The 19,606-nt window shown below is 60.1% G+C and carries 24 protein-coding genes and 2 pseudogenes; 14 read left to right on the plus strand and 12 right to left on the minus strand.

All coding sequences use genetic code 11. The features are described from left to right. Window positions 1–160: 160 nt before the first annotated feature. Together ACZ5ZH_RS17305 and ACZ5ZH_RS17310 are read left to right on the plus strand one after the other, a co-directional pair. A complete protein-coding gene (locus ACZ5ZH_RS17305) occupies window positions 161–667 on the plus strand; it encodes a polysaccharide biosynthesis/export family protein (protein WP_464775264.1) in 507 nt (168 codons plus the stop codon). After that, window positions 615–1,430, plus strand: a complete 816-nt coding sequence (locus ACZ5ZH_RS17310; RefSeq protein WP_464775257.1) for a polysaccharide biosynthesis/export family protein — start codon at window positions 615–617, stop codon at window positions 1,428–1,430. The genes ACZ5ZH_RS17305 and ACZ5ZH_RS17310 overlap by 53 nt, the downstream gene beginning before the upstream one ends. Window positions 1,431–1,465: 35 nt before the next feature. On the opposite strand, the gene ACZ5ZH_RS17315 is transcribed toward ACZ5ZH_RS17310, so the two are convergent. From ACZ5ZH_RS17315 to ACZ5ZH_RS17325, 3 genes are all read right to left on the minus strand, one after another. Then, window positions 1,466–1,690, minus strand: coding sequence for a hypothetical protein (locus tag ACZ5ZH_RS17315; RefSeq protein WP_464773351.1), 225 nt, complete (start codon window positions 1,688–1,690; stop codon window positions 1,466–1,468). A gap of 163 nt (window positions 1,691–1,853) precedes the next feature. Continuing rightward, complete coding sequence (locus ACZ5ZH_RS17320) at window positions 1,854–3,341, minus strand: phosphomannomutase (RefSeq protein ID WP_464773352.1); 1,488 nt, start codon at window positions 3,339–3,341, stop codon at window positions 1,854–1,856. A gap of 29 nt (window positions 3,342–3,370) precedes the next feature. Beyond that, window positions 3,371–4,453, minus strand: coding sequence for a mannose-1-phosphate guanylyltransferase/mannose-6-phosphate isomerase (locus tag ACZ5ZH_RS17325; protein WP_464773353.1), 1,083 nt, complete (start codon window positions 4,451–4,453; stop codon window positions 3,371–3,373). Window positions 4,454–4,673: 220 nt separating this feature from the next. Here ACZ5ZH_RS17325 and ACZ5ZH_RS17330 point away from each other — a divergent pair, with 220 nt between their 5' ends. Both ACZ5ZH_RS17330 and ACZ5ZH_RS17335 read left to right on the plus strand, forming a co-directional pair. Next, window positions 4,674–5,552: a class I mannose-6-phosphate isomerase gene (locus tag ACZ5ZH_RS17330; protein ID WP_464773354.1), complete on the plus strand. Its 879-nt coding sequence runs from the start codon at window positions 4,674–4,676 to the stop codon at window positions 5,550–5,552. Window positions 5,553–5,592: 40 nt separating this feature from the next. Then, a complete protein-coding gene (locus ACZ5ZH_RS17335) occupies window positions 5,593–5,874 on the plus strand; it encodes a hypothetical protein (RefSeq protein WP_464773355.1) in 282 nt (93 codons plus the stop codon). A 40-nt stretch (window positions 5,875–5,914) separates the two neighbouring features. Here ACZ5ZH_RS17335 and ACZ5ZH_RS17340 read toward each other — a convergent pair whose 3' ends face one another. Both ACZ5ZH_RS17340 and ACZ5ZH_RS17345 read right to left on the minus strand, forming a co-directional pair. After that, on the minus strand, window positions 5,915–6,133 hold the full coding sequence (locus tag ACZ5ZH_RS17340; RefSeq protein WP_464773361.1) for a conjugal transfer protein TraD: 219 nt from the start codon (window positions 6,131–6,133) through the stop codon (window positions 5,915–5,917). Between the two features lie 94 nt (window positions 6,134–6,227). After that, window positions 6,228–6,476: a conjugal transfer protein TraD gene (locus ACZ5ZH_RS17345; RefSeq protein WP_464773356.1), complete on the minus strand. Its 249-nt coding sequence runs from the start codon at window positions 6,474–6,476 to the stop codon at window positions 6,228–6,230. A 168-nt stretch (window positions 6,477–6,644) separates the two neighbouring features. Between ACZ5ZH_RS17345 and traA the strand changes: the two genes are divergently transcribed. The 4 genes from traA (at window position 6,645) to ACZ5ZH_RS17365 (ending at window position 10,976) form a co-directional block, all read left to right on the plus strand. Then, on the plus strand, window positions 6,645–9,530 hold the full coding sequence (traA, locus tag ACZ5ZH_RS17350) for a Ti-type conjugative transfer relaxase TraA (RefSeq protein WP_464775258.1): 2,886 nt from the start codon (window positions 6,645–6,647) through the stop codon (window positions 9,528–9,530). Between the two features lie 11 nt (window positions 9,531–9,541). Continuing rightward, window positions 9,542–10,240 (plus strand): DUF6118 family protein, encoded by a 699-nt coding sequence (locus ACZ5ZH_RS17355; RefSeq protein WP_464773305.1) that lies wholly within the window; start codon window positions 9,542–9,544, stop codon window positions 10,238–10,240. Between the two features lie 134 nt (window positions 10,241–10,374). Beyond that, window positions 10,375–10,605, plus strand: coding sequence for a hypothetical protein (locus ACZ5ZH_RS17360; protein ID WP_464773306.1), 231 nt, complete (start codon window positions 10,375–10,377; stop codon window positions 10,603–10,605). Then, the gene (locus ACZ5ZH_RS17365) at window positions 10,602–10,976 is read left to right on the plus strand and encodes a type II toxin-antitoxin system death-on-curing family toxin (RefSeq protein ID WP_464773307.1); all 375 of its coding nucleotides are present in this window, start codon (window positions 10,602–10,604) and stop codon (window positions 10,974–10,976) included. Before ACZ5ZH_RS17360 ends, ACZ5ZH_RS17365 begins: the two co-directional genes overlap by 4 nt. Before the next feature lie 18 nt (window positions 10,977–10,994). Here the strand turns inward: ACZ5ZH_RS17365 and ACZ5ZH_RS17370 are convergent, their stop codons facing one another. Continuing rightward, entirely contained in the window at window positions 10,995–11,942 is a 948-nt protein-coding gene (locus ACZ5ZH_RS17370; RefSeq protein ID WP_464773308.1) for a tyrosine-type recombinase/integrase, read from the minus strand. A gap of 205 nt (window positions 11,943–12,147) precedes the next feature. On the opposite strand from ACZ5ZH_RS17370, the gene ACZ5ZH_RS17375 reads away from it, so the two are divergent. The 6 genes and pseudogenes from ACZ5ZH_RS17375 (at window position 12,148) to ACZ5ZH_RS17400 (ending at window position 14,726) form a co-directional block, all read left to right on the plus strand. Further along, window positions 12,148–12,393, plus strand: a complete 246-nt coding sequence (locus ACZ5ZH_RS17375) for an AbrB/MazE/SpoVT family DNA-binding domain-containing protein (RefSeq protein WP_464773309.1) — start codon at window positions 12,148–12,150, stop codon at window positions 12,391–12,393. Continuing rightward, entirely contained in the window at window positions 12,390–12,800 is a 411-nt protein-coding gene (locus ACZ5ZH_RS17380; protein ID WP_464773310.1) for a type II toxin-antitoxin system VapC family toxin, read from the plus strand. Before ACZ5ZH_RS17375 ends, ACZ5ZH_RS17380 begins: the two co-directional genes overlap by 4 nt. A gap of 129 nt (window positions 12,801–12,929) precedes the next feature. Next, window positions 12,930–13,184 (plus strand): AbrB/MazE/SpoVT family DNA-binding domain-containing protein, encoded by a 255-nt coding sequence (locus tag ACZ5ZH_RS17385; RefSeq protein ID WP_464773358.1) that lies wholly within the window; start codon window positions 12,930–12,932, stop codon window positions 13,182–13,184. Next, the gene (mazF, locus tag ACZ5ZH_RS17390) at window positions 13,184–13,516 is read left to right on the plus strand and encodes an endoribonuclease MazF (protein ID WP_464773311.1); all 333 of its coding nucleotides are present in this window, start codon (window positions 13,184–13,186) and stop codon (window positions 13,514–13,516) included. The genes ACZ5ZH_RS17385 and mazF overlap by 1 nt, the downstream gene beginning before the upstream one ends. A 72-nt stretch (window positions 13,517–13,588) precedes the next feature. Further along, window positions 13,589–14,079 (plus strand): annotated as a pseudogene (locus ACZ5ZH_RS17395) (MbcA/ParS/Xre antitoxin family protein). After that, a pseudogene (locus ACZ5ZH_RS17400) lies at window positions 14,076–14,726 on the plus strand (RES family NAD+ phosphorylase). The pseudogenes ACZ5ZH_RS17395 and ACZ5ZH_RS17400 overlap by 4 nt, the downstream one beginning before the upstream one ends. A 367-nt stretch (window positions 14,727–15,093) precedes the next feature. On the opposite strand, the gene ACZ5ZH_RS17405 reads toward ACZ5ZH_RS17400, so the two are convergent. The 6 genes from ACZ5ZH_RS17405 to ACZ5ZH_RS17430 all read right to left on the minus strand — a co-directional run bounded on the left by ACZ5ZH_RS17405 (window position 15,094) and on the right by ACZ5ZH_RS17430 (window position 19,582). Continuing rightward, complete coding sequence (locus tag ACZ5ZH_RS17405) at window positions 15,094–15,372, minus strand: WGR domain-containing protein (protein WP_464773312.1); 279 nt, start codon at window positions 15,370–15,372, stop codon at window positions 15,094–15,096. Between the two features lie 165 nt (window positions 15,373–15,537). Beyond that, a complete protein-coding gene (locus tag ACZ5ZH_RS17410; RefSeq protein ID WP_464773313.1) occupies window positions 15,538–16,107 on the minus strand; it encodes a helix-turn-helix transcriptional regulator in 570 nt (189 codons plus the stop codon). A gap of 241 nt (window positions 16,108–16,348) precedes the next feature. Next, a complete protein-coding gene (locus tag ACZ5ZH_RS17415; RefSeq protein ID WP_464773314.1) occupies window positions 16,349–16,969 on the minus strand; it encodes a hypothetical protein in 621 nt (206 codons plus the stop codon). A 181-nt stretch (window positions 16,970–17,150) separates the two neighbouring features. Then, window positions 17,151–17,513 (minus strand): curli-like amyloid fiber formation chaperone CsgH, encoded by a 363-nt coding sequence (csgH, locus tag ACZ5ZH_RS17420; protein ID WP_464773315.1) that lies wholly within the window; start codon window positions 17,511–17,513, stop codon window positions 17,151–17,153. A gap of 2 nt (window positions 17,514–17,515) precedes the next feature. After that, window positions 17,516–18,190: a hypothetical protein gene (locus ACZ5ZH_RS17425; protein ID WP_464773316.1), complete on the minus strand. Its 675-nt coding sequence runs from the start codon at window positions 18,188–18,190 to the stop codon at window positions 17,516–17,518. Window positions 18,191–18,232: 42 nt separating this feature from the next. Beyond that, a complete protein-coding gene (locus tag ACZ5ZH_RS17430) occupies window positions 18,233–19,582 on the minus strand; it encodes a hypothetical protein (protein WP_464773317.1) in 1,350 nt (449 codons plus the stop codon). Between the last annotated feature and the right edge of the window lie 24 nt (window positions 19,583–19,606).

Consider the following 19,606-nt stretch of genomic DNA (forward strand, 5'->3'; position numbering starts at 1 on the left):
CAAGGGAACCTAAGCTGCCTTGCGCTAGGGCAACATGGGACGAGGCGCAAGGCCAAGCACGTCTTGCTGCCGCAATCGCGAGAGGAACTATTGTCCATTGCTGAATCCCGATGCTAAGGCGTCGGCCAATCGAACCCGCAAGCCTCCGAGTTCATTAGCGATGCAATTTAAGAATAGCGTTTATCTAATCCTGCTCGCTGGACTTGCGGGGTGCGCAACGCTCCCCTCCAGCGGCCCCACCGGGGGACAGATCGAGAAAGCTGCGCGCGCTCCCGGGCATGGAGCATCGCCGATCCAGGTCGTTCCGATCCATACGATCGCGGACGTACCGGTAGCGGACGCGGTGGCCACGGGATTGCTGCCCGACCTCACGCCGCCGCCGACCGACATGATCGGCCCGGGCGACGTGCTGGACATCAATATCTACGAAGCGGGGGTCACCTTATTCGCAGGTGCCGGCGGTGGTGGCGGGGGAATGAGCCAGATTGTGGCGAATCCCGGGGTGCAGGTGCAAAAGTTGCCGCCGACGCGGGTCGATGATCTGGGCGACATCACCATACCCTATGCCGGCACGCTTCATGTGGCGGGGATTACTAGGGGGAATGAGCCAGATTGTGGCGAATCCCGGGGTGCAGGTGCAAAAGTTGCCGCCGACGCGGGTCGATGATCTGGGCGACATCACCATACCCTATGCCGGCACGCTTCATGTGGCGGGGATTACTACCGGCGAAGTCGAGGCGATGATCCGCAACTCGTTGGCGCGGCTGTCGCAGAACCCGCAGGTGATCGTCACACTGAATCAGGCCATCACCAACTCGATAATTGTTGGGGGTGAGGTAGCCAAGCCGGGTCGGCTAGTATTGCAAACCAATCGCGAGACCCTGTCCGACGTGATCGCATTGGCCGGCGGTTACCGCGGAAACACCAAGGATTTGTTGCTGCGTATCATCCGGGGCGAGCGGAGCGTTGACGTCCGCATCAATGATCTTGTCGATAATCCTAAGCTCGACGTGCGGGCCTATCCTGGCGATCGCCTGATGCTGATCAACAATCCGCGTACCTATTCGGTGCTGGGCGCTCCGGGACGGGTTGAGGAGGTTCCGTTCAGTCGTTCCTCGGTTTCGCTGGCGGAAGCGGTTGCTAACGCGGGTGGCGTTAATCCAAGCATCGGCAATCCTGCGGCGATCTTTGTTTTCCGCTACGCCCGCGATGACCAGGGCAATGAGGTGCCACGGGTTTATCATCTCAACATGATGAAAACTGGTTCCTATTTCCTCGCGCAGCGCTTCGCCATGCGGGACAAGGACGTGCTCTATTTCGGCAATGCGGCGGCAAACCAGCCCAGCAAACTCATTCAGCTGATCAGCCAGCTATTTTCTCCGATCTTGACGGTCACCGCAGCTGTGCAGACGGTGAAAAATAGCAACTGAGGCTTTTGCGGACGACGCCATATGGTCGCCTACTTTTACTGTTCGGAAGCAGGAAGATGGAGATCAAATCCTTTGATATTGCCGGCATCAAGCTGCTCATCCCCCGGCATATCGGGGATGAGCAGGGCTATTTTGCGGAAATCTTCCGTGCCGATCTGCTCGCTCAGTATGTCGGCGATTTCGTCTTCGTTTAGGACAATTAATCGCTCAGCGCCCGCCAAGGCACCATCCGCAACCTGCATTTTCAGAGCAAGCCGCATGCCCTAAGGCAAGTTGTGCGGTGATCCGCCGGGGCACTGTTCGATGTAGACGTGGATATCCGCCAAGAGGCGCCCAGCTATGACGTCCGAAACATAACCATCAGGCGGGTCACTTCCCAGCGGCAATCAACACGATTGACTGGGCCATGAAGAATTGTCCTGGTCAGTCAATCTTGTTGCGGATCAGCTGTAACGCCTGTTCATTCAGCCACGCCGCACGATCGGCACTGTTGCTTTCCGTATAGCAGCGCAGCTCGGGCGCATTCCCGCTGGGGCGCAGGTGGATGATGTCGCCGCCTGTGAAGTGTATGCGTAGGCCATCGGTGCGGTCGATGCGGTCGGCTTCGCCAGCAAGCGCGCCGAACATCGCCCTTAGCCGCGCCAGGATTTCCGCTTCGCTTCCTTGCTCCAGATGAGCGATCAGCGCCTGGCTCTGCGCGGTTGGGTAATTTTGCAGCCGTTCGCTGAAGGTATAGCGTGTCGGCAGCTGGTCTAGCAGCGCCGAAAGCGCGACGCCCTGCTGCCTTGCGTCGACCAAGGTGGCGACGATCGGCAGAACCGCGTCGCGGGTTGGCAGCGCGCCGAGGTTGCGCCGCGCAACCGCGACCGGAGTCGCCAGCAAAAAGCCGCCATTGGCTTCATAGCCGCACACTGAGGCTTGGCCTTCTTCCACCAGCGCGTTCATCGCCTCGATCACGAAGGGCGAACCGATCCGGGTGCGGCGCACGGCGTCGAACAGGCCGGACACTTCGACGGCACTGTTGCAGCTGACTGGCGTCGCTACTGCCTTGATGCCCAGCGCGCGTGCACATAATATACCGAGCACGTCGCCGCGCATCCATCGGCCCATTTCGTCGGCCAACAGGGGGCGGTCGGAATCCCCGTCAGTGGACAAGATGGCGTCCAGCCTCAGATCCGCAGCCCATTGCCGTGCCAGCGCCTGGTCTTCTGGGCGAACGGCTTCGGTATCGACGGGAATGAATTTTTTGGCCCGACCTAGTGATACGGCCTCCCCGCCCAGCGCGTTGACAATGGCCAGAAGTATGCCACGACCGACTGCGGAATGTTCATAGACGCCAAGCTTCAGGCCCAACAGCGCTTGGTTTCCGAACGCGTCGACATAGCGCGCAATATACGGCGCCGCGACGTCGATCATGGGTGTGGGGGGCTGCGGCTTCTTGAGCATTCCCTTATCGTCGAACAGATCGGGCAGGACCACGCTCTGCGCGCGAATTGCCAGTTCGTCAGGCTTGAGCACCTCACCATCGGTGCGGTTGAACTTGATGCCGTTGCGGTCGTCCGGGATATGGCTGCCGGTCACCATCAGCGATGGAATGCCCTGCGCGAAGCCATAGGCCGCCACAGCCGGCGAGGGTACGAAGCCGCAATTATCGACCTCCCCGCCCATGTGGTGGATCGCCGCCGCGCAGGCTTCCATGATACGGGGACTGGAGGGTCGCAAATCCCCTGCGATTGCGACATGCCGTCCGGGTTCGAACTGGCTGATGTCAGCAAGATGCTGGAGGAAAGCGCAGGTATAGGCAAAGCAGACCCGATCAGTCATCGCACTGACTAGCCCGCGCGCGCCGCTGGTACCGAAAGCTACACCGGACTGGCTCATCAAGTCGGCGATGGGAACGGATAGAGTCATAAGCCTCTTGTGCCTCTGTTCCTAGGTGGTCAGCTGGGAATTAAAGCGGTCTTGGCCTTCAAAGCCTCGGTTATCTTGCGCACTTTCTGAGAATCCCCGCGCTTCAGGATCATGACCTCGCCTTGCGAGACGACCACGATCAGGTCGTCGACATCGACCAGGGTGACGCGCGGACCGTCGCTATGCACCAGACAGTTGCGCGCACCCAGCAGCAGTGCATCGCCGCGCACGGCATTGTCATTGTCGCAACGGGCGCTGACCGCATGGAGGGAGTCCCAGCTGCCAACGTCCGACCAGCCCATGCTAACGGGCACGCAGGCGACCTTGGTTTCGCGTTCCAAGACCGCATAGTCGATCGAGTCCGACGGGCAGGCGTGAAAGGCCGTGGCATCGGGAAAGACATGCGCGCCCTCTCGCCGGGCTTGTGCCATCGATGTGCGCGCCGCCGCCAGCATGTCGGGCCGATGCCGTTCGAGCGCAGCTAGATAGGCATCAGCACGGAACAGGAAAATGCCCGCGTTCCAGGCATGATGGCCCTCCGCCAGCATCCTCTGTGCATTGGCAAGATCGGGCTTTTCCACGAAGCGCACGACCTCGTGGATCGCCTTGCCGCAAGTCTGCCCCATCTGGATATACCCATAGCCGGTTTCCGGGCCATCGGGCTTGATGCCGAAGGTAACGAGCCATCCCTGCGCGACCAGCGGGAGCGCCTGTGCGATGGCTTTGTGGAAGGCGGGCGGGTCAGCAATGACATGATCGCTAGGCATCACCAGCAGGGCGTCTTCCAGCTGGGCCTCTAGCGCAGCGAGGGCAATCGCGGGCGCGGTGTTGCGACCGATCGGCTCCAGAATGACCTGATAGTCATCGATCCCGCTCTGGCGCAGTTGTTCGTCAATAATGTCGGCATGCGCCGCGTTGGAAACCAGAATCATGCGCCCGACCGAAGCGGCGCCAAAGCCGCTCATCCGGCCTGCTGTCAGTTGCAGCATGGTATCGTCTGCGGTTAGCGGCAGCAATTGCTTGGGGCGTTCGGGCGTGGAAACAGGCCAAAGCCGTGTGCCGGACCCGCCCGAGAGAATAACCGGGATGATCTTTGGGATGCTGTTAGTCATAAACTCGCTTAGCCGAAGATAATGCTGAGAGACTGGCCCGACACAAAGTGAACCGATCCCGCGGCAGCGCCATGCGCGGAATGGATTGGCTTGCCAAGTGCTTTCAAAAGGGGAGAAGTTGGACTTTTCCATCCTTTGCGAATAGTTATGCAACCCATTAGGCCTTGAAAAACAGCCAAGGCTTAGGCTCTCAGCGGAAAAACAAATTTAGAGAGGCCGTATGCCGACACATCGCCTTGTCGCCCATGCTATCGAGAAACCGTGGGGCCGGACTGATATCCCGCCGCATATTGCATTGAATGATGGCGGTCGCATTGGTGAAGTCTGGTTTTCTCCTGAACATGAAGCCGTGTTGCCACTTCTGGTAAAATATATCTTCACCAGCGAAAACCTTTCCGTTCAGGTCCACCCCAATGATGAGCAGGCCCAGCAATATGGGCTGGCCGGCGGCAAGTCCGAATGCTGGTACGTGCTGGATGCCGCTCCCGATGCTCGGCTAGGCATTGGCACCATCCAGGATTTGACGGGCGAGGAATTGCGCACCGCGGCTCTCGACGGCAGCATCGAAATGCTGATGGAATGGAAACCTGCCCGGCCCGGCAGCTTCTACTATATCCCTGCAGGAACGGTGCATGCGATCGGCGGGGGCGTGATGCTGGTGGAAATCCAGCAGAATAATGACGTTACCTATCGCCTTTATGACTATGGGCGGCCACGTGAACTACATCTCGATCAAGGTGTGGCAGTCAGCGTGGCGGAGCCTTATGCCATGCCCGATCGCGTCATCCCCTTGACAGCTGAAGAACAGCTGGTTGCTTCCGGAGCGCCTTTCTCCCTGGACATCGTTCAGGGCGCGCCCCGATCTCTCTGTAAGATTGACGGTGAAATGCTGTGGTTCATCCCGTTGGCCGGGTCCGGAATGATCGATGGTCAGGCTTGGCACTCCGGTGAATGTTGGCTGATAACGAATGGGGCAAGCATCGAGATTGCAGAGCCGATGAGCGCGCTTTTTGCTCGGCCCGCGGTGGTGCAATGCGAAGCCGATCAGCAAGGCATCGATGCTATCTCATCCATCGTTTCAAGAGCGCTCGCGAGCTAGCCGCCTTGACCGAGCCGTTCACCTTTGCGATTTTCGTTTCATGACGCCGATCGAACGCGCCGCGCGCACCCTGTGTAAACTCGATGGACATCCTGAGGAGGGAGAACGTGACGGCAAGCCCTTGTGGCAAAGTTATCTGCCTCACGTTCGCTTGGTGCTGGAAGCTTTGCATGAACCAAGCGCGCGCATGACGGAAGCAGGCGCCACGCTTATAAGATATGTAGGTCCGGAAGAATCCGAGGCAGGCTATCAAAGCGATGCGGCCAATGTCTGGCGCTTCATGATCGATGCGATGCGGGAAGACCTCTCTATCCGAGCATGAGGTGAACTCCGCGATAGTTGGGGCATGTTCCACGGACAGATCATGTCTCTCTCTTGTCTTCCGCTTTCGCGTCGAACGCGCGACGGCCGCGCCGCTTCCAGAGCGCAAGAACATCACTCTCCTCCCGCGCTTTGGCAGCCAACTCCAGCATCGCGCCATAGAGGGTCGCACGATCATCGTTGGCTAGATCAACGAGGCCGGCTTTCTGCACAAGGCCACCTAGCTCTATCAAGTGACGGGTGCGTTCCCTACGCTGCATCACCCACTCCCGCCCGTCAGTGCGGCGCTGACCAGCCTCGGCACGGCGGAGGGCATGCTGCGTTCGAGCCATTGCCTTGTCGCTGGCTGCGAGATCATGCGCGAGCTTTTTGCCTGCGCTGCTGAAAGAATGCTGCGCCTTTCGTGCGCCACGCCTCCCTGGCTTCTGCGTCGGACGTTTCTACCGCCGCGATCAGGGCGCCGGCGAGCATATCGAGATCGAGCGCATCGGCACCGGTTACAGTAACAAGCTGGCCGTACTGCTCCACTTTCTTCGCCTTTAGGGCTCGCGCCTTATCGTTCAGCGCCTTCAGCTCCGCATCATAATCGCGCACCTTGCGCATGGGCGTTCTCCTAACCAATTGAAAGCATGAGACTATCAGCGCCGCGTAAGGAGTGAATCGGTCGAGCCCAAAAATGCGATGAAGTCAGTCACAGGAACGGCAGAGAGTGTGAGTGCGCGCTTATACGTCGTTGCCGACGTGCTGCTAAGATGCGAGAATCATTGGTTAATGGCGATCTACCACTTCTCGGCCAAGGTCATCAGCCGCGCCAATGGGTCCAGCGCAGTAGCATCGGCCGCCTATCGTTCAGCATCCGAGCTGCACGATGAGCGGATCGGGCGCGCCCATGATTTCTCGAACAAGGCAGGTGTCGTTCATTCCGAAGTGCTGCTGCCCAAAAGTGCGCCGGATCGGCTTAGCAATCGCGCAGCCTTGTGGAACGCGGTGGAGGCAGGGGAGAAGCGCAAGGACGCGCAGTTGGCGCGCGAAGTGGAGTTCGCCATTCCGCGCGAGATGAACCAGGCGCAGGGCATCCAGCTCGCGCGCGATTTCGTCGAAATGCAGTTCGTGGAGCGCGGCATGGTTGCTGACCTCAACGTGCATTGGGACAGGGGCAAGGACGGGCAGTCCAAGCCCCATGCGCACGTCATGTTGTCGATGCGCGAAGTAGGGCCTGACGGGTTCGGCAAGAAGGTGCGCGAGTGGAACGGCACCGAGCTTCTTAAGCAATGGCGCGAGGCTTGGGAAAGCCATGTGAACGAGCGCCTTGCCGAGTTGGATATTGACGCGCGGATCGATCATCGCACGCTGGCGGCGCAGGGGATCGAGCTTGAACCGCAACACAAGATCGGACCGGCAGGAGCACGGCGACTTGATCGGGGCGAGAATGCCGAGCGCGCCGAAGATCATGTCCGGATCGCGCGAGAAAATGGCGAGAAGATCATCGCCAATCCCTCGATCGCATTGGACGCGATCACGCGGCAGCAAGCGACCTTTACAACGCGTGATCTGGCCATGTCCGTACACCGACATAGCGACGGCAAGGCGCAGTTTGACGAGGCGCTGAAGGCGGTGCGGTCCAGTCCTGAAATCATTGCATTGGGAACGGACGGAAAGGGCCATGATCGCTTTACATCCAGCGACATGATCGCGGCGGAGCAGCGGTTGGAAACGGCTGCCGGTCGGCTCACCGGCCAAGCGCGCCACGGTCTTGATGATCGGCATCGTACCCAAGCGCTGGCGACGGCTGAAGCGAAGGGGCTTGTCCTCTCCACCGAGCAGCGCGGGGCACTGGAACATATCACCGGCAGGGTGGGGTTTGCCTCCGTCGTCGGCTATGCCGGCACGGGCAAGTCGGCGATGCTGGGGGTGGCGCGTGAGGCTTGGGAGCATGCCGGCTACCAGGTGCATGGCGTGGCGTTGTCGGGCATCGCGGCGGAAAATCTGGAGGCCGGTTCGGGCATCGCCTCGCGGACGATCGCTGCCCTTGAATATCAGTGGGAAAAGGGGCGCGATCATCTTTCAGCGCGCGACGTTCTGGTGATCGATGAGGCGGGGATGATCGGCACGCGCCAGATGGAACGGCTATTGTCCCACGCCGCTGATGCTGGGGCGAAGGTGGTGCTGGTCGGCGACCCGCAGCAGTTGCAGGCGATCGAGGCTGGCGCTGCCTTTCGCAGCCTGGCCCAGAGCCATGGCTGGGCCGAGATTGGCGAGATCCGCCGACAGCGCGACGAGTGGCAGCGGGACGCGACCAAGGCGCTGGCGACGGGCCGCACGAGCGAGGCGATCCATGCCTATGAGCAAAAGGGCATGGTCCATGCCGCCGAGACGCGCTTGGCTGCGCGCGCCGAGCTGATTGACCGCTGGGATGCGCAACGACGCGCCGATCCCGACCAGAGTCGGATCATCCTGACCCACACCAATGACGAGGTGCGCGACCTCAATCTCGTTGCGCGCGAACGGCTGCGCGATGCCGGTGAACTGGGCGCAGATGTAAGCGTCGCGGCCGAGCGGGGCACGCGCAATTTCGCCAGCGGCGACCGCATCATGTTCCTGAAGAATGAGCGCAGCCTTGGCGTGAAGAACGGCACGCTGGGAACGCTGGAAAGCGTATCGCCGGAGCGCATGGCGGTGCGGCTCGACGATGGTCGCAGCGTGGCGTTCGACCTCAAAGATTATGCCCATGTCGACCATGGCTATGCCGCCACCATCCACAAGTCGCAGGGGGTGACGGTCGACAGAACCCATGTGCTGGCGACCCCGGGCATGGACCGCCACTCGGCCTATGTGGCGCTGTCGCGCCATCGCGACGGGGTGCAGCTCCATTATGGCCGCGACGATTTCGCCGGGGAGCGTCAGCTTGTGCGCGCGCTGGGCCGTGAGCGGGCGAAGGATATGGCATCGGATTATGCCCGCGATCCCGACGAAGCGCGCCGCGTCTTTGCCGGTCTGCGCGGGTTGTCAGGCGAGATCCGCGTGCCGGATGAACCCAAGGCCACACCTCGACGCGGTATGTTCGATGGCCTGCGCCTGTCGCGCGGTTCCACAGCGATTCCGGAGCCGGCTGCAGCGGAGCGGACGCTGACGCGAGCGGCGGAGCGTGTGGCCCGGGCCACAGAGGCCATATTCCGGGCGCAGGAGAAGGGTGCGCCCATCCTTGAACATCAGAAAGTCGGGCTGGAACAAGCGCGCGGCGCGCTTGACCGGATCCAGCCCGACGCCTTGCGCGACATGGGCGCAGCGATCGAGCGCAATCCTGCCTTGATCCGAGAGGCTGCATCCGGACGTAGCGGCCCTCTGCTCGCCGCCATGGCGAAGGAAGCACGGGTGCGGGCCGATCCGCAGCTGCGCGCCGACAGGTTCGTGGAACGCTGGCAGGGCCTCTGGGCCGAGCGTGATCGGCACTCCCGCGCTGGCAATATGGCAGAAGGCGAAAAATCCTCTAAGATCATGGAAAATATGGCAAAGAGCCTGGAACGCGATCCGCAGATGGAAGCAGTGCTACGGGCGCGCGCCCGCGAGCTGGGGCTGGAGACAGGCATGAGGCAGGACCGCAATCTGAGTCGCGAGCTGGGACTGGGGCTCGGCCGAAACCGCGGACTGGAGCGATAGCAGGAGGATAGATGGCCGATCAGTATCGCGAGGTCGAGCAGGACGATCCGGTTGCGGCGTTCGAGCAACTGCGCGGCGAAATAGCGCTGCTCCGCCGTGCCGTGGAGGGGCTGACGGCCGCACGCGAAGCCATCGACATTCCCGACTATGAGCCAACGCTGGCCCGGACCGAGAAAGTCCTGGGCCTGTTAGTACAGCAGACTGACGCCATGCGCAGAAGTCCTGCCATGGCGATAACGCCGAAAACCATGGGAAGTCGGCTAAACGCCTCAGTTGTACAGGCGGTAAGCGCAGCCCGAGCGGAAGTGCAAGCCTCGAAATCTGCGCTGGATGGAGCGATCGGCGATCTGCGCGTGTTGATGGCGTCAGCGCGCCGTGCCGACGAGCAGAAGCAATGGCTATATATGGTCGGCGGTGGCGGCGTGCTTCTGGGCCTGCTGTTCTATGCTCTGCTAGCCGGGCCGATTGCGCGGATGATGCCGACAGGCTGGCAATGGCCCGAGCGGATGGCCGCGCGGGTGCTGGCCAAACCTACGATCTGGGATGCGGGCCAGCATCTCATGGCCAGTGCCTCGCTGCCGAGTTGGGACATGATCGTTGCCGCCGCCAATCTCGCGCGCGAAAATCGCACGACGATCGAGAAATGCCGCGAAGCCGCCGCAAAATCGGAAAAGGCCGTGCGGTGCACGATCAAGGTAGGAGACAGATGATGGCATAGGGCCGCTTTTGAGGTAGGCCGCGGATGCGCGCGGCGCCGCTGTGTGAGCGACGGGCGCAGCATCTTCCATTATCTTGACATTTCATGATGTGTCATGATAAGCATTTAGGGAAACGGAGATGTGCCATGGCGTCACAAGCCCGCGAGAAATTCGCCACACAGGTAAATTCCGAGATCTTGGCTGTTGTGCGTAGTCTGGCTCAAAGCGAGGGACGTCAGCTCCAAGCCTTGGTTGATGAAGCCTTCGCGGACTTGATCGAGAAGCGGAAGCAGGGAAACCCCCGAGGGCCTGTCATGGCCGCCTATCAAGCGAGTCATGGACCTTTCGCTACGCTTTATAAGAAGCTTGCTGAATGACGGACTATCTGACCGTCATCGAAGTTCTTGCCATTCATGAAGATCAGATAGACCGATATGGCGGAAGCCATGGTGTACGGGATCGTGGATTGCTCGAAGCAGCCTTGTTCCGACCGCAGACTGGCTATTATGCGGACCTGGTCGAGGAAGCCTCTGCCCTCTGGGAAAGCCTGGCGCAAAATCATCCGTTCATCGACGGCAACAAGCGCGCTGCTTTCGCTGTAATCTACACGTTCCTTGCCATTAACAATTTGCGCATCACGGCGGATGCCGAGGCCATCTACGCCTTCATCAGTGGCCTCTATGAAGCCCGGTCATTTGAATTCGACCATCTTGTGCACTGGTTGCGCGCAAACACGGCCGCCGTGTAGCTGCGGGCCAACGATTTATCAGATCCGCACGCGCTCGACCTCGGCCAAGCTGATCTCGTCGCGTCGGCGATCGTAGATCTGGGTGGTCCGGGTCGAACTGTGATTGGCCATCGCGGCAGCGTTCTCCAGCGTGCCGCCATTCTTCAAATAAGTGGTGATCCCGGTCGCGCGGAAGCTGTGGTTGCCGATGCGGGTTTCAATGCCCGCTGCCTTGGCGCGGCGGCGGACCATGGCGTGGGCGTCGGGCTGGGATAGCGGGGTTTCGCTCAGCCGTTTCGTCTCGCGGCTGATGGTGCGGAACAGGGGAGCCTTGGGTTCGGCCAGACCGCAAGCCTCGATATAGGCGAGGAGATATTCCTCCAGCTGGTGATGGCAGGGCATCTCATGCCGCTTGCCGCCCTTTTCATGCAGGCGCAGCCACAGGCGACGGCCCTGAACGAACACATCCTCCCGCCTCATGGCGAGCGCCGCGCCAACGCGCGCGAAGCTGTAGATCATGAGGCCGATCAGCGCCCGATCGCGCAAGCCCGCCTCTGTCGAGATATCGATCGCGTCGAGCAAGGCGCGCGCCTCCTCGGCCTCCAAGACGGGCGTCCGCCCCGTACGCGCGCTGTGCGCGGGGCCACGCACGCTAGAAGCAGGGTTATAGGGGATGACTTGGCCGACAACCAGCCAGTCGAACAGATTGCGCACCGCCGCGAGGCGCAGTTTAACCGTGGGCGCAGATAGCGACTGGCCTAATTCCTCCACCCAGCCTGCGACATGGAGCGGCGCAATCTCAGCCAAGTTGCGTACGCCATGGCCGAAGCACCAGTTGAGGAAGTCGCCTGCAGCCCGCGCATAGGCGCGCCGCGTATTCGGATTGCGGATGTTCGCCGCGAAAAATTCGAGGAAGCGAAGGCGGGTGGCTTGTGAAGCCTTGGCGATAAGCGGCGGCGCGGAGGAAAGAGAGATTAGCCCGGTCATCGGAGCAGTATGGCGTGCGCTTTCATGGTCGCAGAGCCTAACTGCCTATCATCCTTTGATAAAGGACATTATCAAAGGATGATGCGTATGCTGCGCGCAAACCCGACAACTCTGCCATCTATTCAAAAGTGTGACATAAAAAAGAAAAGGGGCCATAAACAGAAAACATGGCAGCTTAGGTAATGAACGGATCTAGATGGATAGTATGACCTTTCAGGTGAACATCACCGCAAATGGCCGCATGAGCCTTCCGGCGGATGTCAGGAAACGTTTGGGCCTTGCAGGCGGTGGGGCGTTGATCGTGGAGGAAACGCCCGATGGCGTCATTCTGCGCACAATCGCCCAATCCGTTGCTCACGCCCGTGCACTGGCGCGCAAATATGCGGCCGACAAGCCCGAGGCGTCGGTCGATAGCTTTCTCGCTAACCGTCGCGCGGAAAGCGGCGAATGACGTCGATCGTTCTGGACGCTTCGGCCTTGCTTGCCATGCTGCGTGATGAACCAGGCGGCGACAAGGTGGCGGGCGCACTCATCGGCTCGGGCATGTGCACCGTGAATCTTGCCGAGGTGATAAGCCACTTTGTGCACAATGGTATGCCGCCCGAGGAGGTGGACGCGATGTTGCGGCCCTTGCCTGTCACTCTGATGGATGCGGATGCAGAACTCGCACGGATCGCGGGGCATCTACGCACCGTCACGTCCGAAGCAGGTTTGTCGCTCGGCGATCGCTTCTGTCTGGCCTTGGCTCTTCGTGACGGTTTGCCAGCGTGGACGGCAGATCGGCAGTGGGCCTCAATTGCCGAGACGATCGGCGCCAAGGTCAAGATCATTCGCCCGCTTAAACGATCAAGCCAATGATCCAGCGGTGAGCGCCCTATTCTGCTTCTGCTGGTCCGTTCGTGTGGAATTCGCACGAGCAGCACTTGTGAGCATGTAGACACAAATGTTGACACGCCTGGTACTGAAATGTATCGTAAATGTCGATACATGGAGGTTATAATGCGAGTTCAGGTCAAGAAGTGGGGCAACAGCGCTTCCGTCCGTATTCCGGCATCGATCATGGCTGCGACGGCGCTCCACATTGATCAGGAGGTCGATGTACGAGAGGAAGAGGGGCGAATTATAATCGAGCCTGTCTTATCGCCAGCTTATGACTTGGACGCCCTTCTAGCTCGGATGACGCCAGACACCTTTCCAGAACCTGTCGAGTTCGGTTCACCTGTCGGAAATGAATTCTGGTAATGGCCGCTTATGTGCCGGATATCGGCGATATCGTTTGGCTGGAATTCGATCCGCAGGCTGGCCATGAACAGGCGGGTCATCGCCCGGCTCTTGTATTGTCGCCAGCTAAATACAACGGTTTACGAGGAATGATGATCTGCTGTCCGATGACAACGCGGATCAAGGGATATCCCTTTGAGGTTATAGAGAGCCGTGACCCTCCTAGTGTGGTTCTCGCCGATCAGGTGAAGAGTCTGGACTGGCGTGCTCGTCGAGCAAGCAGAAAAGGCAAGGTGTCTAAGGCCACGCTGGCTGAGACCCAAGCCAAAATCCGCGCCCTCTTGGCACTATAAGGAACCATTCAAAGTTGCATAATTTTTCTCTGGATCTGGACTATATCTAAATCTGGAGGAAATTATGCCCACTTGTCGCATGACGTAAGCGCAACCCAACCTGTTCTTTCCCGTTTCGAGCCGTCGAACCGGCGCCGTCTCAGCGCCCCTGCCCTGCGCACCTTTCTCGCGATCGCTGATCTCTGGGGATTGAATGAGGAACAGCGGCGGCTGATGCTTGGCTATCCGTCGCGCTCTACCTTCCATAGCTGGTGCAAGCAGGCGCGAGAGCATGGGTCCATTACGCTCGTTGTCGATGTGCTGACCCGCATCTCCGCTGTGCTTGGCATTCACCAGGCGCTCACGGTGCTTTTCAGCGAAGAGCGTGACGGCATTGCCTGGCTCCGTCAGCCGCATGAGGCGCGCGTCTTCGGCGGCAGGCCGCCATTCATGCTTGCCACCAATGGGACCCAGGGACAGTTCGCCGCTTCCTGGATGCGGCGCGCGGCGGCCTTTATATGCCCCCCACTGCGGCAGAGGCCGATTTCGCACCCTATGAGGATGATGAGATCCTCTTTCAGTGACGGAGATATTCGCCGCCGCGCCGAGCCCAAGCTATCGGCTCATCCCCTCGCGCTTTCCGCCGATCGGGCTGTTCGGTTGCGACAGCAGCGGATGCGCAGGCTGTCATGGAGCTTGCCGGTTGGACCAACGACAGGCTTGTCGCTGATCGACTACATCGGATGCCGCATGACCGACCCAATAGCAGCGTCATCATGGCGGCATTTCTACATACCGCGCCCGACGGCATGCGCTTCAACGGGCCGGAACTGGGTGCATGGTTTCGAAGGAAATCGAAACGGCCGCCGCTGAAGTCGGGCACCATCTTCGCCGTGAAGCCATCGCTCGCAATGTGCCGAGTATGAGCCGAACCTACAGGGCTTATTCGCCCAGGCTGGTCGGTGAGGATTATCGCGACATAAGGGGGCTAAAAGGCGATCATTCCGATCTTTACCGTCTCGACAACTATGCCGCCGCGCAGCTCTTTGGCGAACAGGTCCGATCCGAAGGAAAAGCAGGCATCATCTTTGACAGCGTGCGGCGTCGAGGCGGCACCAACATGGTGGCCTTCATTCCTCCCCAGATCACGAATGTCATGCAGACCGAGCATTTTGAGATCAGCGTGGAAGCTAGGGCGCGCGCCATCAACCTCCGCCGCCTGCGCCTTTAGAGGACCTGCAGTCGTTCAGCCGGGCACGACAGATGCGAGCCGATAATCGACCCGATCTGTCTTTTCGAGCCACGCCATTTCAGGGATGCAGTGTATCGATAGCTTTCCGATATCCAGATAGTATCCTGAATCTCATGATAGGGATGCGGTAATGGGCGGATTCGACGCGACCCGGGCATCTTCTGGATCAGTGGCCAATTGGCCGATCTTACCGATCAAATAAACTAAAACTACACGGCGCAAATTTTATATCAGGAGCCAAATGTGGCCGATCTTTTGGCCGATCTTTGTTTCAGTGAGATCGGCATTTTCCCACCAAAGGGGCAGGCCTCTTCAGGCCCTATTGCGTTCACCGGATCAGGAGCTTTTAGCCTATCTCCGCTACAAGCCGGTACTCGACCCCGATCCGCTTTCTCGATCCGCGCCGTTTTCTAAGGATGGTTTGCACATGACGCCGCGCGGAGGACGCGTCTGGAAAGCTCCGCTTTTGCCGCTGTCCCTTGGCGCCGATCCGCCCCCAACAGGTTTCGACCACATAGTCGCCGAACAGGTCGATGCTCATCCAGATGCTATAGTCTCGCGCGATATTTTGGGCAGGGTCGAGAGCGCGCAGGTGGATGAGACTGGAAGGAAAGGGACGTTCCATCGCGGCAGGATAAGCATGCCCTCCCCCCTTGTCTCATGGCTTATCTGACTCATGACCGCACCATTGATTCATAGATTCGATCAGATGAAATGAATGATAGCTACTAGATATCTATAAGATATCTTCCGGAATCATTTCCTCTCCCGCGTAGCGTCCAGCAGCCTTCTAGCCGATCCGGAAGGGCATCAGCATCTTGAATAATTTCTCACGCGATTGCGCGCCGATCTTGCCGTACAGCTTGCGCACCTGAGTCCGCACCGTATCGACCGACACATTTCTGTCCTTCGCGATTTCCGTTACGGTCTTGCCGTCGAAAAGTGCGCGCGCAGCGTGTCCCTCGCTCTCGGTCAAACCGTAGATGCTGGAGAAATCGGCAAAGATCGGCCCTTCCTGGGCGCGGGATGAACTCACCTCCAGGCAGAACATGCCAGTTGCTGGGTCGTAATGGCCGAGCATCGCAAAGTGGCCCTGGCCGTCCTTGAGGGTCAGGATCGCGTTCCGCGACTGCTTTTTCAGATCGGACAGGAAGTTGAGCAGTTGGCCGACAATCGCAGCGTTCGGAACCAGCTGATCATTCTGTTCGTGCAGAATTTCACTAGCGCATAGGGCACGCTGTGCGGCATCGTTCCGCCACTGGATACGCCAGTGCGCATCGATGATCAGCCGCCCTCTGAAATCAGCGGAAAGCCACCCCATAGCAAGTGCGTTGATCGGCTCGAAATCGGTACGCAGCATTCCCACCCCATATCTGCGCGACCCTATTATTCACGCGCTTCTATTGGGTGAGGATATGGTTAGCAAGGCTGATGTTAGCGGAATGGGCGTAGAATTTAGAAAGGTTTCAAAGAAATAAGCTGTCGTCAGGATACCCATGACTTGAGGCGAGAGCAAAAAGATTTCACGTTTGTAACAGGATGTAGGCGTCGCCTTTAAGCGAGTACGACGCCTGTGCCTCTAACAGGACCATTAGGCAGGCTTACTGACGGACAGCCACGATATTGGCCACGCCGCTTTGGGAGATGCTCGCAAAGCTGCCCGCCGATCCTTGCGCAATCGATGCGACGTTACGATCGCCAATTTGCAGCAGCGCCGCGATCCCGTTGTCAGAAAGCTGGAGGATCTCCCCGACATTGCCATTGCCACGCTGGAACAGGACGGAGACGTTATGAGCCCCATATTGCTGCTGAATGGCGCGGTTGCCCGTGCCTTCCTGCGAGGCGAACTGAAGATTGTCATCCCCGCGCCAGTCCTGCTGCCAGACATTACCGGCAGCATCTTCGGTCACGGCCGAACCTGCGCCGCTCCGCACATAGCCGCCCAGATCAAGGCCAAAGCCGAGGAAGGCCAGTTCTACCGGCGCGCCGCCGGAGGAGAGGTTTTGGGAAAGCTGTTCCGCGCTCACCGCCTGCGCAAAGGAAAATCCGCCGGCATTGGCCTGGAATGGCGCTGCGGCCAGGGGCGTGAGAGGCTGCGTCTGTGCCATGAACGCATTACCGGCTGAAGCCGACACAATCTGTCCCATGGCGGGCGTGGCCCAAGCTGGACCCTGCCCCACCTGATCGATCATGACATCGGACTGAGCAGCAAAAGCGGGCATGGAAGCGGCCGTCGCTGTCAGGACAATCCAGCTCGTAAGACTTTTTTTACCAAGAAAAGTCAGACTATATTTCTGATGCATTTAGTCCTCCGAACAATTGTCTGCGGAGAACCGGTGTAAAAATACGCGATGAAGATATCGTTAGCGCATAGCGGCCTTGTAAAGCTGTCCCTATTTGGGACTATTTGATGATCTGATCTTCGCTTACCAGCTCATTGCCACGAAAGATCTTGAGCTGGACCAGATAATGATCGTCTGCTGCGATCGCGCCGAAGGCCAGATGGGAAAGTCGCACGGCCTGATGTGGCACCGCCTTCACCGCGCCGGCCTGTTTGACGCGCGCATTGCCCGCCACGCCCTTCTTCTCGCCCGTCAGTTCATAGCGCCCTTCGAAAGGCTGCTGCGTCGTCACATAGGCAACGAACTGCTTGCTGGCGTTGGGTGCATTCTCGACCAGAATACTGGCCTTGAGCTGGGGTTCGGCGGCCTGCGCGGGAAGGATCATCAGGCCTCCGGCCAGTAACGAGAAGAAACGGCGAACCATGGTCAATTTCCTCTCGGCACGATGACCGAACCGCCGCCCGGCACGATCACCGGTTGGCCGTTGCCTGCAGGCGGGGCGTTAGAGAGCGTTTGGGCGACGGCCTGCGCCGCGACGGCCTGCGCCACCGGGGAGTTGGAAACGTCACCTGAACTGAGGCGCCGCGCGACTTCGCCGGCATCGGGGACCTGGCCGCGCGATTGCTGATCGCTTGTCATGCGCTGTGCGATGCGTTCTTCATCATTGCTCAGCAGCGCTTCTTCCGCCGAGATTGGGCGCGGCGGCGGAGATGCCTCGACCACGATGGTGCAGTCCACGCCCTTGGGCGGCTCGCCCCTGCCCTCTGCGGCGCGGGCGCAGGCATCGACCAGCCCGGGCGGAAGCGCGGTGACCCGGGGGCTGACATTGCGGTCGGCGAGTTGCGAGGTCGGGGCCGCGGCAGCGCTACCAGGGGCGATCTGGCGCAGGGCCGGTTCGCGGCCCGTGCGGGATGAGGATAGCTGACCCTGAAGGGCAGGTGTCTGACCTGTGGCCGCCGGAACCTGTCCCGTCGCGCCAACCTGCGGCACCGCTCTGCCAGGGGAGCGAGCGGGCAGCTGCTCCACAGCCAGGTCGCCGCGCTGGGACAAGGCCGGAGATGCAGCGGCCAGCAGGGCCGTTATGGCAATGAAGGATCGCATGGGCTTCTCGCTAACCGATCGGAACAGGGCGCGAATCATAGTCTATTGTCGGACCTGCGCAAAATTCCGATCGCCACCCTGGGCGATCGAGCTGTAGCTACCGGCGGTTCGTTGCGACACGAAGGCTTCATTGCTGGCGCCGTTCTGGGCAATCAGGCTGACCACCGCCATATCGACTGTCCCAGCGACGGCGCTTTGCAGCACGCTGGCATAATTGCCATTGCCGCCGCCCTGCTCGATGGTCGATTTGGCATAGCCGGACTCGGCGGTCTGATAGACATGGGCGTCATTGCTGTTGCTCTTTTGCTGGATCGTCGATTCCTGTAAAATGCCGCGCTGGAAGACAGAGGCGAAGTTCGAGGAGACATCGCCATTTTCCAGGCGACCCTGCTCGATCAGGCTGTACTGGCCGCCATCATAGACGTCGCCATCCTGCCGCACAAAGGCGAGATTGTCGGACCCATATTGGTGGGTAATAGCGTTGGCATCGTCTTCCTGAAGGATGACGCCGCGATTGCCATAGCCCACCTGCCGCACGATGGCGCGGTTGTTGCGGCCGATCGTGTCGCCCACTTCGAAGGCGAAGGTATTGGGGCTTTCCGCGCCCTGCTGGATCACCGCGTCATTTTCCGCGCCCTCCTGCTCGATCAGGGCGTCGTTGCGCGCGGCGACGGCGTTGAACTGGACCGGAACTTCCCGCAGCACGATGTCGCGGAAGCCGCCCTGCTGGATGGTGGCGTTGTTGGCGAGATTGTTGCCGCTGAAGTGCCCTGCCGACAGGTCGAAGCTGCGATGGGTCTGCTGGATGCGGCCATAATTGGAATAGCGCACGCTGCCCGACCCTATGGCCGATCCCACCTGCCCGACATAGGCGCGGTTGAGCGAGCGCTGGCCCGGCGCGCGGGTGTCCGCCTGCTCGATCAGGGCCGCATTGTCCTCGCCCGCCTGGTTGACCACCGACCAGCCCGCATTGCCGGCGGCCTGGTTGATGTTGGCAAGGTTGCGCAGGCCATCCTGCTCGACCGCTGTCTTGTTGCCGACGGTCGTGAACTGGAGCCCGGGCACCTGATCGAGGTTGAAGCTGCCGATGATCGAGGAGGCGCTGGAGTTGAAGGCCGAGATGATGGCGCCGCGCACGTCGCCCTTGTTGAAGCCGCGCACATCGCTGCGATCGGGTATATTGTCGCTGATGATGCCGGCGTCCTGCGACTTGCCGAGCGCGTTGGTAAGGATCTGGTCCTGGATGAAGCTTTGCGGCGTGTCGGCGATCTGGATGTCGGTGACGAGTATGCCGTCGCCCGCGCTGATGGTCTGCGCCCCGGCATGGGAAGCCAGCGACAGGCTCAGGGATATACCCGCGCCGAGCAGCATAAGCCTGTTCCTGTTGCGCATCTTCTACTCCTGAGCCCGCCTGTG

The sequence above is a fragment of the Sphingobium sp. TomMM7A genome, assembly GCF_055397305.1.

What these genes read in the sequence shown, in the direction of transcription:
- ACZ5ZH_RS17375 (WP_464773309.1), top strand. Translation starts at nt 12,148, where the DNA reads ATGACCTTTCAGGTGAACATCACCGCAAATGGCCGCATGAGCCTTCCG.
- ACZ5ZH_RS17405 (WP_464773312.1), bottom strand. Translation starts at nt 15,372, where the DNA reads ATGGAACGTCCCTTTCCTTCCAGTCTCATCCACCTGCGCGCTCTCGAC.
- ACZ5ZH_RS17355 (WP_464773305.1), top strand. Translation starts at nt 9,542, where the DNA reads ATGGCCGATCAGTATCGCGAGGTCGAGCAGGACGATCCGGTTGCGGCG.
- ACZ5ZH_RS17320 (WP_464773352.1), bottom strand. Translation starts at nt 3,341, where the DNA reads ATGACTCTATCCGTTCCCATCGCCGACTTGATGAGCCAGTCCGGTGTA.
- ACZ5ZH_RS17345 (WP_464773356.1), bottom strand. Translation starts at nt 6,476, where the DNA reads ATGCGCAAGGTGCGCGATTATGATGCGGAGCTGAAGGCGCTGAACGAT.
- ACZ5ZH_RS17340 (WP_464773361.1), bottom strand. Translation starts at nt 6,133, where the DNA reads ATGCAGCGTAGGGAACGCACCCGTCACTTGATAGAGCTAGGTGGCCTT.
- ACZ5ZH_RS17325 (WP_464773353.1), bottom strand. Translation starts at nt 4,453, where the DNA reads ATGACTAACAGCATCCCAAAGATCATCCCGGTTATTCTCTCGGGCGGG.
- traA (WP_464775258.1), top strand. Translation starts at nt 6,645, where the DNA reads ATGGCGATCTACCACTTCTCGGCCAAGGTCATCAGCCGCGCCAATGGG.
- ACZ5ZH_RS17335 (WP_464773355.1), top strand. Translation starts at nt 5,593, where the DNA reads ATGACGCCGATCGAACGCGCCGCGCGCACCCTGTGTAAACTCGATGGA.
- ACZ5ZH_RS17415 (WP_464773314.1), bottom strand. Translation starts at nt 16,969, where the DNA reads ATGCCCGCTTTTGCTGCTCAGTCCGATGTCATGATCGATCAGGTGGGG.
- ACZ5ZH_RS17360 (WP_464773306.1), top strand. Translation starts at nt 10,375, where the DNA reads ATGGCGTCACAAGCCCGCGAGAAATTCGCCACACAGGTAAATTCCGAG.
- csgH (WP_464773315.1), bottom strand. Translation starts at nt 17,513, where the DNA reads ATGGTTCGCCGTTTCTTCTCGTTACTGGCCGGAGGCCTGATGATCCTT.
- ACZ5ZH_RS17315 (WP_464773351.1), bottom strand. Translation starts at nt 1,690, where the DNA reads ATGCGGCTTGCTCTGAAAATGCAGGTTGCGGATGGTGCCTTGGCGGGC.
- ACZ5ZH_RS17365 (WP_464773307.1), top strand. Translation starts at nt 10,602, where the DNA reads ATGACGGACTATCTGACCGTCATCGAAGTTCTTGCCATTCATGAAGAT.
- ACZ5ZH_RS17410 (WP_464773313.1), bottom strand. Translation starts at nt 16,107, where the DNA reads ATGCTGCGTACCGATTTCGAGCCGATCAACGCACTTGCTATGGGGTGG.
- ACZ5ZH_RS17425 (WP_464773316.1), bottom strand. Translation starts at nt 18,190, where the DNA reads ATGCGATCCTTCATTGCCATAACGGCCCTGCTGGCCGCTGCATCTCCG.
- ACZ5ZH_RS17305 (WP_464775264.1), top strand. Translation starts at nt 161, where the DNA reads ATGCAATTTAAGAATAGCGTTTATCTAATCCTGCTCGCTGGACTTGCG.
- ACZ5ZH_RS17430 (WP_464773317.1), bottom strand. Translation starts at nt 19,582, where the DNA reads ATGCGCAACAGGAACAGGCTTATGCTGCTCGGCGCGGGTATATCCCTG.
- mazF (WP_464773311.1), top strand. Translation starts at nt 13,184, where the DNA reads ATGGCCGCTTATGTGCCGGATATCGGCGATATCGTTTGGCTGGAATTC.
- ACZ5ZH_RS17330 (WP_464773354.1), top strand. Translation starts at nt 4,674, where the DNA reads ATGCCGACACATCGCCTTGTCGCCCATGCTATCGAGAAACCGTGGGGC.
- ACZ5ZH_RS17370 (WP_464773308.1), bottom strand. Translation starts at nt 11,942, where the DNA reads ATGACCGGGCTAATCTCTCTTTCCTCCGCGCCGCCGCTTATCGCCAAG.
- ACZ5ZH_RS17385 (WP_464773358.1), top strand. Translation starts at nt 12,930, where the DNA reads ATGGAGGTTATAATGCGAGTTCAGGTCAAGAAGTGGGGCAACAGCGCT.
- ACZ5ZH_RS17380 (WP_464773310.1), top strand. Translation starts at nt 12,390, where the DNA reads ATGACGTCGATCGTTCTGGACGCTTCGGCCTTGCTTGCCATGCTGCGT.